Origin of the sequence: Anaerosporobacter faecicola (assembly GCF_012070565.1) — a bacterium.
Lineage (GTDB): Bacteria > Bacillota > Clostridia > Lachnospirales > Lachnospiraceae > Anaerosporobacter > Anaerosporobacter faecicola.
Window position 1 is genome coordinate 34,413 of sequence record NZ_JAAQRO010000042.1, and the last position, 18,379, is coordinate 52,791.

General features: G+C 36.5%; 4 protein-coding genes. All 4 read right to left on the bottom strand.

The features are described 5' to 3' along the window. Positions 1-14: 14 nt before the first annotated feature. Positions 15-15,107 (bottom strand): fibronectin type III domain-containing protein, encoded by a 15,093-nt coding sequence (locus HBB17_RS17285; protein ID WP_167958742.1) that lies wholly within the window; start codon positions 15,105-15,107, stop codon positions 15-17. Between the two features lie 24 nt (positions 15,108-15,131). Next, entirely contained in the window at positions 15,132-15,392 is a 261-nt protein-coding gene (locus tag HBB17_RS17290; RefSeq protein ID WP_207717373.1) for an RHS repeat domain-containing protein, read from the bottom strand. A gap of 586 nt (positions 15,393-15,978) precedes the next feature. Continuing rightward, positions 15,979-16,989: a helix-turn-helix transcriptional regulator gene (locus HBB17_RS17295; RefSeq protein WP_167958743.1), complete on the bottom strand. Its 1,011-nt coding sequence runs from the start codon at positions 16,987-16,989 to the stop codon at positions 15,979-15,981. Between the two features lie 83 nt (positions 16,990-17,072). Then, a complete protein-coding gene (locus HBB17_RS17300; protein ID WP_167958744.1) occupies positions 17,073-18,305 on the bottom strand; it encodes an aminotransferase-like domain-containing protein in 1,233 nt (410 codons plus the stop codon). Between the last annotated feature and the right edge of the window lie 74 nt (positions 18,306-18,379).

Genomic DNA, 18,379 nt, shown 5'->3' on the forward strand with positions numbered 1-18,379 from the left:
CTACATTCTCCTTTTTATTTTATATACCCAACAATTGCTTCCAGTGGAATACTATTCTTAACGGAAACCTCTTGTTGCCAAACTGAATAATGATATGCAAGTCCTTCTTGTCCATTAACACGTGGAAATATCTCAAATCCTTTAAAGCTTTCATTTGATACTTTACTTAGATCAATTTTTGCTATACCCAAGCCATTACCAGCTTCATTAAAACCTTTTGCAACATTAATGTCTAATGTAGTTGAGATAAACGGGTCATTTGCCCATGCTTTTGGATTTGTTCCAGAACCATTTACTATATGTTGTTGTAATGTCCATGTACCATCTGGATTTCTTGCTTCAAGCCCAAGTCCATTAGATAGTCTTTCATAATCTTTTTGGTTAAGTGCTCTATATACATAATTTTCAGAAGGATCACCACCCTTACTATCCCCTACAGATGGCATACCTCTTTTCGACATCATATCATAAGGATCTGCATCCGCAAGGCTATATCCGTCCATGGCAAACTTGATCTGCTTATCCAGTCTCATCTGTTTACTCAGTGCACCGATTCCATTTTTCATCTGTTTACCAGATAAAACACAGCCTACCGTATCGACAACCAGCCCCATGACCTCCATGGCACCTTTTCCGTCAAATTTTTCTTTTTTTACGACATACTTATCAAAAAGATTAATTGCTCTCTCTGTTGCACTACCGGCTGTACGATATAGAGTAGCAGCTCCCGCTGCGATGTTACTGATTGCTTCAACATATTTGGCTGCTTTCAGTGCCCACTTGGCACCTTTACTTGCTATTCTAATGGTATTTCCAATAGTGGAACCAACAAATGGAACTGCAGATATTAAACATGTTAAGGCTTCTTTTGTATTTCCTTCCGCTGCATACCAAGCGGCATTGATTAGGTCGGCCATATCTCCAACACCTGGTATGAAACCTACCACATTCAGTATGCTGTGTCCTAATGTAGTCAACAAACTCTTCGGATTCGTTCCAAATGGATCTATGTAGATCAACGGATTTCCCACTACATATGCATATCGGTTCAGACTTGCACTATCGCGAATATCCCCAATGACATAATCTTCACTAATGAAACGTCGACTATCTACATTATAATACCTTTCCCTCATATAGCATAGACTATTTTCATCAGTTATAACACCATATTCACCAACGTATAAGAAACGGATTGAGAGAGTATCCTCTTCCTCATTTGCTTCTAGTAATTCTCCGTAAGGTCCATACTTGTAATTTTGTACTACTTCTCCATGTTGATCCGTTATAGCAGTGGTACTTCCAATGTTATTGAAGTGATAGGTCAAATAACCGGAATCCTCCGATTGTTGAGACAGTAATCCAACACCATATACATAGGAGGTAGCTCCATTTTCTATTGTTGTCTCTGCCTGCTCACCTTCAACATCTGCGGTATTATCGATCTTACTTTCCGTTACTGTTAATACCTGAGAGTATGTCGTATTCGAGTTGATTACATAATCCGTTCTTATACCTGCTTCAATGACTGCAATTCTCTGGTTTTCTGCATCGTATTCATAGCTGACATCCCCTGCTTGAATCAAACGGTTTCTACAATCATATACATACTGTACCATTTCGCCATCTAGTGGTCCATACACCATATTACCATTGTTATCGTATTCAACCTTTTCACCATTATAGGTTAAAAGTCTATTTTCCTTATCATACGTCATGGTTACTGGTTTCACATCTTTTGCACGATCCGCTGTGGCACCATCGTTTGCATTTTTTGTAATTGTCGTAATCTGACCAGCTTCATCATATTGATAAAGTTCCTCTGAGATGACCTCATCCGTGTCGATTCGAATATCTTTCATGGATGTTTTACGACCAGCTGAATCATATTCATATAATACTGCTGTTCCGTCAGGACGGTCCATTCGGCTAATCTGTGAGATACTCGTATACGAATACTTGGTTACTCGTTCATCCCAGTCAACAACCGTTTCCAGATTTCCATTATCATAGTAAGTATACCGAACTATTTCTCCACCAGGATATGTTAATGAAATCAGATTTCCTAATTCGTCATAGCTGTATTCTACTGTTTGCCCTTTATAATCGGTATAGGTTTTTACCCGATTTAATGCATCATATGTTCGTTTTATTGTACCATTTTCATCTTTTACCTCAATTACATTGCTGTTCTTATCATACTTGTAAGTAATGTTTCCAAGTACATCCACCTTCTTGCAGATTCTTCCTAGTGCATCATATTCATAAGTGGTTGTATTCTCGTTTGCATCCTTACTTTCCTCAAGTAAACCATCTGCATTATAAGAGTATTGGCTGGTTTGTTTCTTCGTATTGCTCCTACTTGTTACTCTACCAGCTTCATCATACTCATAAGTTAATCCTCCATCAAGTGGATTCGTAATACTTGCAACATTACCTGTCTCATCATACGTACATTGGCTTACTCCATTCAATGCATCCGTTGACTCTGTCAATCTCTTTAATTCATCATAGGAATAGCTTGTAATCTTTTCTGCATTGGTATTGGCATATTCAATCATCTTTGAGATGGAATTCTGCCCTTCCACATATTCATAGATTGTCTGTACACCATCTGGGCTTGTCTCTGACTGTAATTGATTCCATACATCATATTCGTATTCAACCGTTTGACTTTCTTCTTCACCCGTCTGCTCATTACTTCCACTTGTTTGAACACTCTTACAATTTCCGTGTTCATCATAGTTTGTACGAGTCTTCGTACCATCTGCTTTCGTTACACATACGATTCTATTGAGAGCATCGTACTCGTACGATTCACATATGTCACCGGTCTTTGCCTTAATGACGATACGAATTAGATTTCCACGGTTATCATAAGCGAATTCTGTAACCTCATCGAGTGCATTGGTTTTCTTAATACATTCGCCTTTCCTATTATAGGCATACTTCGTAACATTCCCCATTGCATCCGTGGTTGTAATCATATTCCCATATTTATCATATGTAAAATGAATCGTATCACCTAACTCATTCGTAGATGCAGTAACATTACCAGATTCATCATACTCATAACTGGTTATTCCCCCCTTATTATCTAACGTACTTGCTAAACGCCAATTCTTATCATACACATAGCTTATCCAAGTTCCATCCGGGTTTGTTACTTTTTTGATACGGTCATTTGGATAGTACTCCTTCTTCGTTACCAGACCGCCAGGCTCTTCCATCTTAACCAACCGGTTGGCCTGATCGTACACGTAGTTATACACTAGTTCATCATTATGAATCGTCTGCACTACATTTCCATTTTTATCATACTTCGATGTAGTCGTACTACCATCCCAGTTTTCAACTTTCGTTACACTTCCTTCATTATCACAAGTAAATGTAGATTCGTAAGTTGTGCCCTGTCCATCTGTTTTTGTTTCTTTTACAAGATTACCATTTTCATAAGTATAGGTTGTTTTAATACCATTTGCTGTTACTGTTTTTCGGTTTCCATCGCAATCATATGTATATGCAATTTCGTTCCCAAGTTCATCAATCTGTTTGATCAAACGATTTAATTTGTCATAGGAGAACTTCTGTGTAAGACCATCTGAAGTTGTCGTTTCTATCACATTTCCGTATACATCATACGTATAATTAATGGTATAATCCGTCTCTCCTCGTTTATCAACCAACGAAACCAGTAAGCCATCCTTGTATGCATAGGATTTGATACACTCCTCATCCTCATATTCCAGTATTAATTGACCGTTCTCGTTGTATTCATACCGTTTTGTCAAACCACTTGCTTTTGTTTCTTTCACTAGTTGATTATGTTCATCATATTCATAACTAGTAACAACACCATAAGGATCCGTTACGGTTGTTACATTCCCCTTCTCATCATAGGTCATCTTCGTTTCATTCTTGTAGCAATCAATTATTTTATCTCTATTACCATTTTGGTCATATTCATAGTACATGGTAGCATCTGATAACATCTTCTCCCAAGTAAGTTGATTTCCATTTTCATAGTTGTAGATCTGTGTGCCACCTTCTGGTTCCACAACTTTCAAGACATTTCCATGTTTGTCCGTTGTAAGAGTAAAACTCTCTCCATTCCGATTCGTTAGGACCGTCTCCGTTATATTACCTTTTTCCTCATACGTCATCGTAACATCCGGCGTGTCTGGATCGGCATCTTCCTGCTTTACGACTCGACCTTTGGCATCATAATAATTTGTGTAACGAACAATTCCATCCGCATTGTAGGAAGTCTTTAATTGCTTGTCCTTGTCATATTCATATGTTGTCTTCTCCCCAAGTGGATTTGTTACAGATTGTAAGCAACCATCTTTGTAGGATAAGGTTGTTTTTCTACCAGTTCCATCCGCAACACTGATTAATTGTCCCTCTTCACTATAATTTAATATTAAGTTCTGGTTTGATATTGGATTCGTTATCACTGTTTTATTCGTGGAATACTCTAAATCAATCTCTTTTCCATTCTCGGTCTTCATTTTTCTAAGTTGACCAGTTTTATCGTAATAACTCGTATCTCCATTTGGGAAAGTCACAACATAGCAATACTTCGCATTCGTATCTTTCGTTATGTGACATTTTTCCGTTCCATAGGAGATTCCTTCATATGTAATGGCACCTTGTCTGTCATCTACTTGAATTGTTCCATCTACAATCACACCATTCACCATTCGTTGTATTGCATCGGAAGGAACAGCCAACACGTATTGTCCTGGAGACTGATATACTTTTATGGAAGATCCATTATCCTCAATATAAGATTCATAATTATGGCTCCAGCCGTATCCTACTTCTCCTTTTTCCTCTGCTGCTAACGAGTTATAGTCCAAATCTAAGGACAATGTGGAATCACTTGTCATAGCCATTGTTTCATACGTATCTGTAAAAGCACCTGTTGCTGCATCAATTGGATCAGCCCATGTCATATCAATTACTACGGTATGAACAATGTATTTGCTAACATGACTTGCAATGGTATATAAATTAACCGATGCCTCGGTATTAGAACCTTTTAATACACGAACAGCTGATTCAGCCAGTTCATAGTATTCCTTATCTGCATCTCCCGTTCCTGTAAATGGAACACAATACGTTCCAAATATACTTTCTCCCGGTAACAAAGCTTTCACATGAATCTCTTCACCACCATATAAAACAGGAATACTATTACAAGAACTTGGATAATCCATCGAATAAACAACCTGTTCCTGCTCTACTGTTTGAACTTCTCCCGTCACATAATCTTCTACCGTTACCTTATATTTTGGCATCTGAAAAGCAGGAAATGACGTTTGTACCCCATAGATTGGTTCTGATGAAGTATTGGTAACCTGAAACTGCATATAATAGTTTTCTCCAATATATGCACTATCTTCTGCATAAACGTTTATTTCAAGCCCTGTTCCCTCTTTTTCAAAATTGTACTCTTTTTCAAATTCTGCATGAACTGCACGTTTGAAAGGATTGAGAATACCATCAAAGGATGCCTTAAGTGTCTTATTACCTGCATCTTCTGACATTACATACCAAGAAGCATACTTTTCCTCTTTTCCTTGAATTGTTCCCATTGATTGTACGAGACTTTGTCCGTTTTTTGTTGCTGCTAATTTTACTCCTTCCGGTAATTCCAGTGTTGCTCTCGAATCCGTTATCGTAAATTGGGGATCTGCATTATTAAGAATTCCCAAATCAACTTGATACATCTTCTTCAACCAAGATACAGATTGCAGTGTATGGATATAAGCCAGAATTGGTACATCTTCTTTCTTAACTTCCCCCGTACTATTCTCCTTGGTACTCACGTAGGTTACTTCCATATTATTTTTCTTTGCAATCTCTTCTACCTTATCATTTATTGGTTTTACTTTGACATTATCCTCATATTCAAAATCTCCAATAACATAATATTCTAACTCTACTGGTATTGGTTTTTTCTGAAATGCTAAACTTACAGAAAAAGTAAAGGTTTCCATATTATCAGGATTACTTAAATCAATTCCCGCTACGAGCATTTCTTCCAATGTCATTCGATGAATATTCAATTCTCCTGTTATGATATCTCCCTTCTCCAATTGCAGTTCAATTTCATTTTCCTGTTTTTCATAGATCATGACCAATTGATCTGCTGGCAGATATCCATTATCATATGCAGCAATTCGATGCGTTCCTTCCTCTAACGTAACTTGTATCTCTCCATTATAATCTGCAACAAAGCTCTTAACTTCATCCTCTTCTTCAATGCATATGTTCGCATACGGAATTGGACCTCCTGATTGACTTGTTACGCGAATCGTACTTTGTCCCATCTTCGGTTTTTCTTTAATCTCTACCTTTATCGTACATTGTCCTTTATTATTATGGGCATCTTTAACTGTTAATGTAACTGTATACGTTCCTGCTTTCTGATATGCGTAGATCGGATTTGGTCCTTCCAACGTAGTTCCATCTCCCATATCCCACTGGTATTGCATGATTCTTACATTATCCGTAGACATGGTACCATCAAACTTCAATACTTCATCTACTACCCCTTGCATATACTCACCAGTTATGGCAACAGGTGGTGTCGTATCCTCATCCAGTGCATAATTTTCTAGTTCCTCCGATTCCATGTAATTCCCGCAGGTATCATAGACACGTATTTTATAGCTATATAATTTCTCTGGTTCAACATCTGTATCTGTATAAGTATTCTCCTCAAGCGATCCTAATAAATCAAAAGATTCTTCTCCTTCTGCTTTCTTATAGATCTCGTAATAAGAAAAATCGTCTTCTGTACAAGCGTTCCAATCTAACTTTAACTCCCAATTTCCTTGCGCAACTGCAAAGTTCTCAATTTCTTCAACATGATTATCTAATGTCACAGTAACATAAGAGTAGTCACTTGCATTTCCTACTTGATCCGTTACTTGTACACGAATTTGATAGGTTCCATCTTCCATTCCTGACATATCCCATGTTTTCGAATACAGATAGTCTTTGCCCGTAAGTGTCTCTGTAACGATATTTTTCCACTGATCTGATTCATCTTGTGATTTAAAATCGATAATAATCTGTTGCAATCCCGTATTATCCATTGTTGCAACTTTGATTGCTTTACTGCTGTTCATCGTTGTTCCATCTTTTGGTCCAATTCCATAGATTACAGGCTTTTGTGTATCTGGAGTTGAAGAGGTGACCGTCTCCGCTGATACCGCTCCTTCATTCCCCACAACATCAATTGGTTGTATCTTGTAGGAATAAGCTGTATTACTTGTAATACTGGTGTCAATAAAATTCTTAGTACATACATTTTCTTGATAAAGTTCGAATATATCAGAGTCTACGGCTCGATAGATCTGATACGCTTTTATGTCCTCATCCTCGCCCTCATCCCATGTAACTTCTATATACCCATCATATCCCGTAGCTTTCACTCCTGTTGGTTGCTTTGGAGCTGATTGGTCAATAAGATATTCCATAATGACTTCCGGTTGATTACTTACTTTATTCCCATTCGCATCAAACGCTTCGAATTTGACATAGACTGTTCCTGCAGCCAACTGCGATATATCAAAATCAGTCGTATATGTAGTACTCTGCTGTAACTGATCTGATGTAATCTTTTTGATTAGTTTCCAGTCATTTTTATCATAAGAATAATAAAAACTTGCTTCCTTGGTTCCAATATTATCTGCAACCGTCATCGTAAGAGGTATAACCTCCTTCTGTTGCTTAATTGTAGGACCAACAATCTTAATTACTGGTTGTACTTCATCCGCTTTCGTCGTTACCACAATCTCTTCCGAAGGTGTTCCTCGATTTCCAGATGTATCATATCCTACAACTCGGAATGTATATTCTGTAGCGGCTTGTAGATTCTTCACATAATACCCAAGGTTTTTGCTTTCTTGGGCAATCTCTTTATAGGTATCACCCGTTTTCTGTTCTACTGAAAAGTACGCAAAATCTTCCTCTGAAACGTCATCCCATTCTAATTTAATATAGGAATCATATGCATTCGCACGTAACCCTTCAATTTTGTTAATTCCTTCATTATCTACAATATACGTTCCCGTAATTACTTCTGTACTTCTATTGCCTGTCCCATCACAAGCTATGGTTTTTAGTTGATAATTACCATTTAGATTACAAGTATCCCACGGAATACTACATGTACCATCTTTTCCTTCCCCTTCATAAACTAATATCCACTCTGTGTCATTTTCCTCTTTCCCGTATAACAAGTAGGTTTCTACACTTATATTATCCTTTGCAGTGATCTCTACTGTTGTTATACCACTTACTCGTCCAGATCTTGGGAAAACTGCAGATACATATGGTGCAAGATCATCCGGTTCTACCATGATATTATTTTTTTCACTACGAAGAGACTCTTGTCCATACTTATTCGTAGCAATCATATAGTAATCATACTCGACACCTTGTTTTGCAGTTTTATCAATATACATAACTTGCTCTAAATCTGTTATCTTACTGATCTCTGTATACTTTGTTTTGTCTGACTGCTTTCTATAGATTGTATAGTAATCAATATGTTGTGAATTTGAAGGAAGCCAAGTAATATATACAAGACCTGCTTTGGAGTTTACTGCAAATGCATTGACATTTGCCGGCGCATCTTTATCAATATAATACGAAACAGTTTTACTTACTTCATTCCCATCTGCATCAATTACTGTATACTTAACATAGTATTCTCCATTCGATGGAAGTTTACTGATATCCCATGTATACTGTGCTTGATACTGTAAAACGTTATATGCCTGTTGCCCAACATAGATTGGATTAATTCTAGTCCATTCCTGCTGATCAGTAGAGTATTCAAAGCTTACTTTGTTATTATTACTGTACCCTATATTCTTGAATCTCACATTTAGTTCTGCATTTTTCCCACTTATTGTAGATGCTTGTGGCGGAAATACAGAGATAATTCTTGGGTTTTCCAGTTTTGAAACAACTGCTTCACTTAATTCTGATTTATTACCTGCATTATCATATGCCTTTATCGTATAAGAATACTCTGTGTTACTACTAACTTCCTTATCCTGATAAAAGCAGTCTGTTGTTGTTGTAAGGTATTCACCATTCCTATATATTTCATAGCCAACTGTCCTAACATTATCAATTGCCATTGTCCAACCAACTGTAATGGTAGATCCTGTCCGATTAATGACGGTTGTATTCCCTGGAATTTCTGGTGATTGCTCATCTTGTGCAGTAATAGCAATGACTTCCTCTGATGCCTCTGCTATATTTCTCTCTGCATCAAATGCATATACGACATAATGATATGTCTGTCCTGGTTCTAGTCTTGTATCCTTACAATATGGATCAGTAGTTGTTACTATCTTTTGTCCATCTCGGTATATTTCATACCCTAGTACTGCTGTATTATCTGTCGCTGCTTGCCAAGCTAGTCTAATTTCTGAACTATTCGCAGATGTTACCTTAAGATTTACCACCTTTGTTGGTGGTTCCTGATCATCAATATCAATAACCAGTTCCGCCGCTTTGGACGAAAAATCACTACTACTATAATATCCACTGTTCAGATTCTTTGTTAATATTAATTTGTTAAAGCTTGTTTTCGTATTCACAGCAACGTTTTGCACATATCGCCGACCATTCGTTATTGATTTTCCTGAAAGGATTGTGGAATGTTCTCCTGTTGAACTATATGTTCCGGTGACTGTAAAATCGCCTTTTACTTCTGTCTTACCCTTCTCCGCATATATATAACCACCAACAGAGAGGTTGCCTCCAACAATAATCTCGTCTGACGGATTTTTCTGATATAGAGAACTATTCATTATCATGTTTTTATGTGCAATTATTTTTCCTCCCTCTAAGTAAGTACTTGATTTAGAGGCTGTGATATATCTAGCTGTTATGGTATGTCCATTTAAGTTATATATCGCATTCCTATTTTCATATCCTCCCAAATAGAAGTAGTCTTCCACATAGAAATCTTCCTCTAACTTATTATCACCAACTATATAAAGACTTCCACTCCAATACCCATCTGTTACTTGATTGAAATAACTTATATTCACATAATAGTTCCCACCTACATTCTTACTGATATCAGTTAATGTTCCATTAACACATAAACCACATAAAATGTCAACCGTGGAATTGCTTTGATTATTAATCACTAAATTTTGTAATACTATACCACCCTTTAAAATCTGCTTCTTTGTTCCACTCATGGTTACAGTGAAACTTTTGCTTGCCCAAAAATAGTTACGATAGTCATCTGCAATAAAATTTCCTTCTAAGTACATATTTCCCGCTGTAAGATCACTAAAATTATAACTTCTGGACCATGAGATAAAATCACCTTTTACCGTTATACAATCTTTCTCATTCGTCATCTTGATCGTACCGTAACTGATTGTTGAAGTATTGGTTGGATCTTCATTCAATCCAACGACCAGATAATCTCCTTCAACCGTAAGTTCTCCACCATTAATATACACGCAACCGGCAGGTTGTTTAAGATTTCCTTGAATTGTAAGATGATGTCCATTCAGATCTAACGTACCTGCTCCTAGGATAAGATCTCCACCAATTGTCATATCTTCTGTTAATTTCCAGCCAATAGTAATCTCCTGTCCTGCCATAGTAAATCGACAGCCATTGGTTATAATCTGGTTATATTTGATCTGTACCTTCGTATATACCCCTTCTTCACTTGTATTGGCAAGCTCTAAAATTGCAAACGTTCCAGCCGTAATACATTGCTTCTTCGATCCACTTAAGATAACACGGTGATTGCCTGAAGCTGTACAATATCCAGCATAGTCTCCTTTTACTTCTAAAATACCATCTGTTAAAACAGCTGGATTATTATTAAAGGAGAAATTCCCCTCAACTAAAATATAATCTTTTGGGTGAGTCATATAGAAAGATTCACAATCACCAAACCATGATGATCCTATCAGTTTACAATCACCGTGAACTGTAAGCTTACCTTCTTCCATATACAAGCTTGCATACCACCCATTAGTTAGTTCTCCTAGTATATGAATATCTTCACCTGCAACATACCAGTCTTCAGACAATGATAAATTCCCACCAAATGTGACATTGTCAGATGTTGTAGTTGGTTTATTAATATTAATATTCGTCATTGTTTTATTATTAGTAAAACGTGTACTATTACAGATATTTACTGTTCCAACAATAGCCTTTCCTCCATCGTCGAATGTACCTGTAACAAGATTATAATATGGAAAGGTAACGCTCTTATCCTGTGCATTCTCTATTTTAATATTGGCTATATCAATAAAGGATGATTTCTCTAATTTCTGATTTTTGGTGCCTTTGAATACAAGAGTATGATTCTTTGTAAATTGGAATTTTTGAGTCAACTCAATTGATACATCCCCACCTACACGTAAGGTTCCATCGCAAAAATCATTACCAACATCTTTGATGGAATTCCACGATAGATTTCCATCAATATCAACAATATCCTCTGCCTTTTCCATAATAAGACGGCCGGTACTGATCGTATTATCCTCAGCTTTTTGAATATAATTTCCTTTTACAAGCAGTGATCCATTATTTACTTTTACAACACCACCCGATTGTATGAAATCACCTTCAACTGTTAATGTATGACCATTTAGATCAAGGATACCTTCTATAAATGGGTAATCCCCTTGATAAGTTTCATCTTCTTCCAGTGTTCTTCCATATTCCCCTGCTTCATTGGTACCAATGGTAAACCGATTCCCATTCGTTATTAATTCACTATATTGAATCGGTTTTGCTGACCAAACTCCCTCCTCTGATTCATTCAAGATTTCAAGAATACCAAATCGAAATTCCTGCCTTACATTAATCGTTTGTTTCTGTTTACCTGTGAATTTGAAATGAACAGTATGATCACGACTGATACAGGTATCACCGCCGTTAAAATTTGAACCGCTAAATTCAAATTCACCTGTTACTAATTCCATTCCACCATTCCAGTTGAGATCACCTTCTAGATAGATATAGTCGTTTTCATGTGTTAAACATATCGTTCCATTTCCCTGAAGACTCTTCCTAACCAGTAAGGCTCCATTCCGAAGGTATATTCCACTATATTTTTCACAAATTACATTACCAAGTACTTCAATTTTTCCTTCCAGATAAAGTTTGTTATTCAGACGTAAATCCCCATGAATAAGAATATCCTTTGAGAAATTTCGATTTTCACCTCCATTTAACAGAACATTTCCGAATATCTCATTATCTTGAAGAGCCGTATATGCATCTAACTTTAGTAATCCCTCAAATACCGTTTTATTGAGTTGAAGCTGATTTGTTACATATATTGAACCATTTATAATAATTGTTTTATCTGGTTCATTCGTCACCTCAAGATTTGCGATCGTATTCAAATTATATGTATAAGTATTCTCTATACTCTGGCTTTTTTCTCCATCCAAAACCACTTTGTGATCTTGTGTAGAGCAAAATATATATTGATTATTCGTTGCATCAGAACAGATATACACATTTCCTGCTATATTCATGGTTCCGCTTGTCAATGTAGCTCGTGTATCAATATCCGTTGCAGAATAGAAATTTCCCTTTATGATTACGGTATCCTTTGCATTAAACATTGACAAGTAACCAGTCGATTTCTTATAAACATAGGTATCATTCTCTTCTACTCGTGTTTGGATTCGATAATCTCCCTCAATGATCAAGGTACCTGAATTTATTGACAGTTCTCCACCTGATTGAATCAAATCTCCCTTTACTGTAAGTGTATGTCCATTCAAATCTAGCGTATCTGTTGACAAATAAAGATCCTTATTAATGATCTCATCTTGTTGAAGGGTCCAGCCATAATTTCCTTCTGACTCCTCTACAATTAAAAATTTCGTTCCATTACGAATTAATTTATTGTATTTAATTGGTTTTGCAGAATAAACTCCTTCTCCACTCGTGTTCTGTAATTCTAATATATTAAATTGAGCTTTATCACCGGCTGTTATTATCTGTTTCTCTGTACCACAGAGTAATACTCGGAATGTATCCGTCATCGTCATATTATTGCAAGTAAAATCACCCTTAACCTCTAGTGTCCCCGCACTTAATTTACCATAGCTTGCAAATTTCCAATTACCATGCACCAAAATATAGTCAGTATCATGTTCCATATATATTTCTGAAGAATCAAACTTTAAATCCTTCATTACTTCCAATGACCCATTGTTCATTGTAACAATCCCATTTCGTTCTACATTAACCGAACCAGTAATCGTTAATTTTGAAGATATTACACACTTTGCATTGATTGTTACATCTCCATCAATTGTATATTCACTTGCAAGTTCCGTATAATATCTATATATTATATTAGCTCTTACGATACCATTAGCAGGTACAGTAGATGACATGAAATATAGGTTTCCTCCAATCGTTCTTCCCCCATCATCTACGTTTTTTCTAATATATAACTGCCCCGATACAACACTTCCCGCCTCAGATATATTCTTATTAATCAAATTACTAATTGTATTCCCAGTACAAGTAACTACCTGTTTTTGTGTTCCTTGCAGAATAAAATTATGGTTTCCATCCGTATTAAATCCCAATCCTAGATATACGTTTCCTGTTAATCGTAAATCACCATTCAGTAAGGTACATCGGTTTTTATTATAGGCATCAAAATAGCAATCGCCTTTTACCTCCACTACGTCGGATTCATTCGACATGATGAGCCTACCAGTTCCTCTCGTATACTGTCTCGTTAACAGATCAAAATTCTGCATTCGGTAATCTTTATCTACAATTAATTTACCTCCATTAATCGCAACCTTACCACTAATCTGTATAAGATTCCCGTGAATTGTTAGCGTATGGCCATTTAGGTCAAGTGTATCCTCCATCAGTATAAAGTCACCTTGGATTTCCGTATCCTGCTCTAGTTGATAACCATAGGAGTATGCTGGTATTGTCCCATACCGTATGTTATTCCCATTTCGTATCAGCGTATCACATAGAATAGGTACTGCAGAATACACTCCTGCATCTGACATATTTGTTATCTCTATGGTTGAAAATGTTATCCCCTCAAATGGATTTACTGCTTGAATCGTTTGCAAAGCATCACCACTAAAGATTACATGACATTCTGTCAACGGTTGAAAATAGTTTCCTTTAACCGTCTGATAAAAATCTCCCTTTAACTCTAAGGTTCCTGCTTCTAATCTAGAATAATTGCCTCCCCAATAGACATTGCCTTTAACAAGCATATAGTCATTGGTCTTTAGCATATATAAATACCCACCATCATTAATCGAAAAATCACCATCACATTCCAAATAACCATTATAGAAGGATAATGCTCCTTTATTGATAATCACATCACCATGAACAATTAAGTTATAACCATTTAAGTTAAGTTCATACGAGTTAATGATTAGATCACCAACTTCCATGTTTTCTTCTAATGATCTATATTGGGAAATGATCATATCATCATATGTTGTTGCACGTACTATATTACTAACTTCTACTACAGCACCAAACGCATCAATTGCTTTAATCTGATACTCGTATATTGTATTCCCACTTACTTCTTGGTCAATATATACTTCTTCTGCCTGAGATGCTATCTTTTCATTATTACGATAGCACTCATAGGTATAGGTTTCATCTGTCGTTTTTTCTTCCCAATTCCAAATTAACTGTATCTGCTTACTGTTTACTTTTCCAATCTCCAAGTTCATTGCTGATTCTACTATATCCGCAGTTTCAGAATTTTGTGTTTCATCATTATTTTCGTCTTCTCCATTGCCTTGCGAATCCGTTACTTCTTCTGATTCTTGCATCTCAACTTCATCTTGGATTTCTTCTGTTTCTTCTGACTCTTCTGATACATCTTCTTCTATTGCAGCTCCTGAACTGCTAATCACATTCTGTTCACTTTGGTCATTCGAATCCATCTGATAAGTAATATTATCTTTAGCCTTTATGAAATCACCATCTATCAGTACGGTGTTCAATAAGACAATTATGCACAACATAAAACTTATCAATCTACGATATTTTTTTGCTCTCTCCATTATCCCACTCCTATACATTATGTACTAATTACTAGTTTTAATATTCGTGATATTTCCATTTGCATCATACTCATATTCAATGTAACTACCATCTTCATAAATAACTTTTATCAATCTTCCCAACTTATCATACGTATATGTTGCATCATTCTGTGTTGTTGTTACTGTTTCTTCTTGTACTTCAGAATTACAAGTAACTTCTTCTGTTTTTGATGCATTAACATACAGACGAATACCAAGTATCCCCATCAATACTACACCAACTATTACAATTCTTTTTTTCATGTTATTCTTTTGCCTACTGTGGGTTATTTCCCGTACTTATTAGAAACTATGTACGCTAAGCACAATATGCGATACTCCTTCCCTTACTATTTTGTACTATTTTGGTATATAAACTCAAACTTCGCACATAGCAACCACATACGCGCTCAAAAGGTTCAAGTGCAAAGTTTGAGTTATAAAGTTATAGTCCTTATCTTAACACAACATTTCCCATAATTGTTTAATTCCTGACAGACGACACCATTTCCTGACAGATGACATCGTTTTTTCTTTACGAAACAATTAATTTGTTGAATATAGTATTTTTTTATTCTCATTATTCATCATCACAAGAATTATGATCTTTCTACACTTCTTAAAAATCAAATTCCGATTACCTATAAAAAACGCACGTTGCAAAAATCTGCTCCTTCTCCCAAGCTTGCCCACCAGATATATAGCAATGCCCTATTTCTAGCATAAAAAAAAGACCCTAAGATTTCACTTAGAGTCTCTACTATATCAATCCTACATTCTTTGCAGCATGTTAGTACGATCTATTATTATCATTTTCTTCTTTTTATCATTTTCTTTCCTTTATCGTTCTCTACTCACCCTCATATCGTTCAAGAATTTCGAGCAAATAGGTGCGAAATTGATCTTGCAACCAAGTTGGTTCAAGAATCTTCACATGACTTCCATAGGAAAGGATTAATCCATATACCCAGTCATCTAATTCATATGTCGCTTTTACAAGAAAGTCCCCATTCTCCATCTTCGTAATGTCACCAAGATCAAAATTATCATAAACCCGATATCCTTGGGAACGTTCGATCTGTAAGGTTAAGGTGACAAGGTTTGATTGTCTACCTTTTCCCTTGTCTATTATATGATCTTCATGCTCTTTTGATTGTTCCTTTAATAGTTCTACCTTGTCTTCTCCCTCTTCCTTCTTCCCTTGTTCCGTTTCCGACATGGTTTTCTCTTCTTCTAATAAAGCAATTCTCTTGCCATACTCCTCTTCAAATGTTTCCTCTAATACAACTACCTGTTGCATACGACATAATTTGAAGATTCGCAGACCTTTTTTTATTACACAATAAGCTTTGAGATACCAGGTATAATCCTTGAACCACAGCTGTAGAGGTTCTACCACTCGTTCCGTGATTTCCCCTAGTCGATTGTAATATTGAAACCGTACTCTTTTATGATATATGATTGCTTCTTTGAGATTCCCATACAGTTCCTGTCTTTGATTACTCCAATCAGAGAAATCCATGGCTAGCCATCTGGGTTGCCCTATTTGAAAGATACTACTCAATTTGTCAACAATGGCATCTGTACTGCCCTTATCCACTTCCGCCATACTCTCCAGTGCAGCCAGGATATCTCTCTGCTCTTTCTTCGAAACTAAGCTTTTGTCGAAAACAAAATGATCCAATAGATAGATTCCACCATACCGACCTTTCTTCGTATACACAGGGACGCCTGCCATGCTAAGTGCATCAACATCACGATAAATCGTCCGTATGGAAACTTCAAACCGCTCCGCTAATTCCTTGGCAGTAACACATCTTTTTTGTAACAATATATATAAGATTTCAAATAAGCGGTTCATATTGTATTCCTCTCCTCATTTTCTAAATCGATCAGCTCTTTTATGTATTTACAGGCCCAAATTAGTAACTACAACGCTGGAACTCATTGGTTCATTGAGCTATCTTCTAGTATCGTTTGAATTGCTTTTCCCAACCTCTTAATTCCTTCTTCTATCATAGTAGCATCCGAATTGGTATAATTCAATCGCAATGTGTTTACCTCTCCCTCTTTTGTATAGAAGGGATTACCCGGAACAAATGCGATATTCTCCTTGATTGCCAACTCGAATAATTTCATACTGGAAAGTCCTTGTGGTAATTCCGCCCACATGAACATTCCTCCTTTTGGTCTGGTAACTTTGACTTCTTTAGGAAAATACCTCGCAATAGCACGTAGCATCGCATCGCTTTGGGAGTGGTACAATTCCTTAATCTTCGCAATATGTTCTTTCAAGTCATTGTGCTCTAGATAATCGTAGATTAGATACTGCGCAAAGATATTACTATGAAGATCCGAAGCTTGTTTCGCAACGACAATCTGCTCCCTAATTGTTTGGTTCTTCGTACAGATCCAGCCCAAACGCAAACCTGGTGTTATAATTTTCGAGATGGAACCAAATACAACACTATTTTCAAGCACCCCTGCTCCCGCATAAGGTAGTACTTCCGCTTCAAAAGATAGGTCACTGTATGGATCGTCTTCAATCAAAACGGTATCATAATGTCGCAACAGTTCCCCCAATTTCTTTCTCTTTTCTAGAGAATAGGTCAAGCCTGTTGGATTCTGAAAGTTGGGTACGGTATAAAGCATCTTTACCTTATTCTCCTTTAGAACCCTCTCTAATACTTCCAAATCTAACCCGTCCTCTAACAAAGGAATTCCACAAAACTCTGGTTCATATAATGAAAATGCTTGGATTGCTCCTAGATATCCTGGTTCCTCCATTCCTACAAGATCACCCTTATTCAATAACACCTTTCCCATTAGGTCAAGTGCCTGCTGCGACCCTGTTGTTATTATAATATCCTCTTCTGTAACTTGAAGATGATATCGCTCCCTATAACGCTTAGCAACCCATTGACGTAATGGGCGCAATCCCTCTGTTGTAGAATACTGAAATACTTTTTGTCCGTACTTCGCTATGATTCGATTCATAGACTCCTGTAATGCTTCTTGTGGAAATGATATAGGATTTGGTAACCCTCCAGCAAAGGATATCACCTCTGGATTCTCTGTTACCTTAAGAATTTCACGAATAAAAGATGGTTTCGTATTTCGCATACGATTAGAAATGATAGAATAATCTTCGAATTGTTCTGCTTGCTTGTTTTGCATATATGAATTCCCCCTTGAATTTTTTTCAAATTATAGCATTGTAATTGTATGGTTTCAACGCTATAATTGTTTGC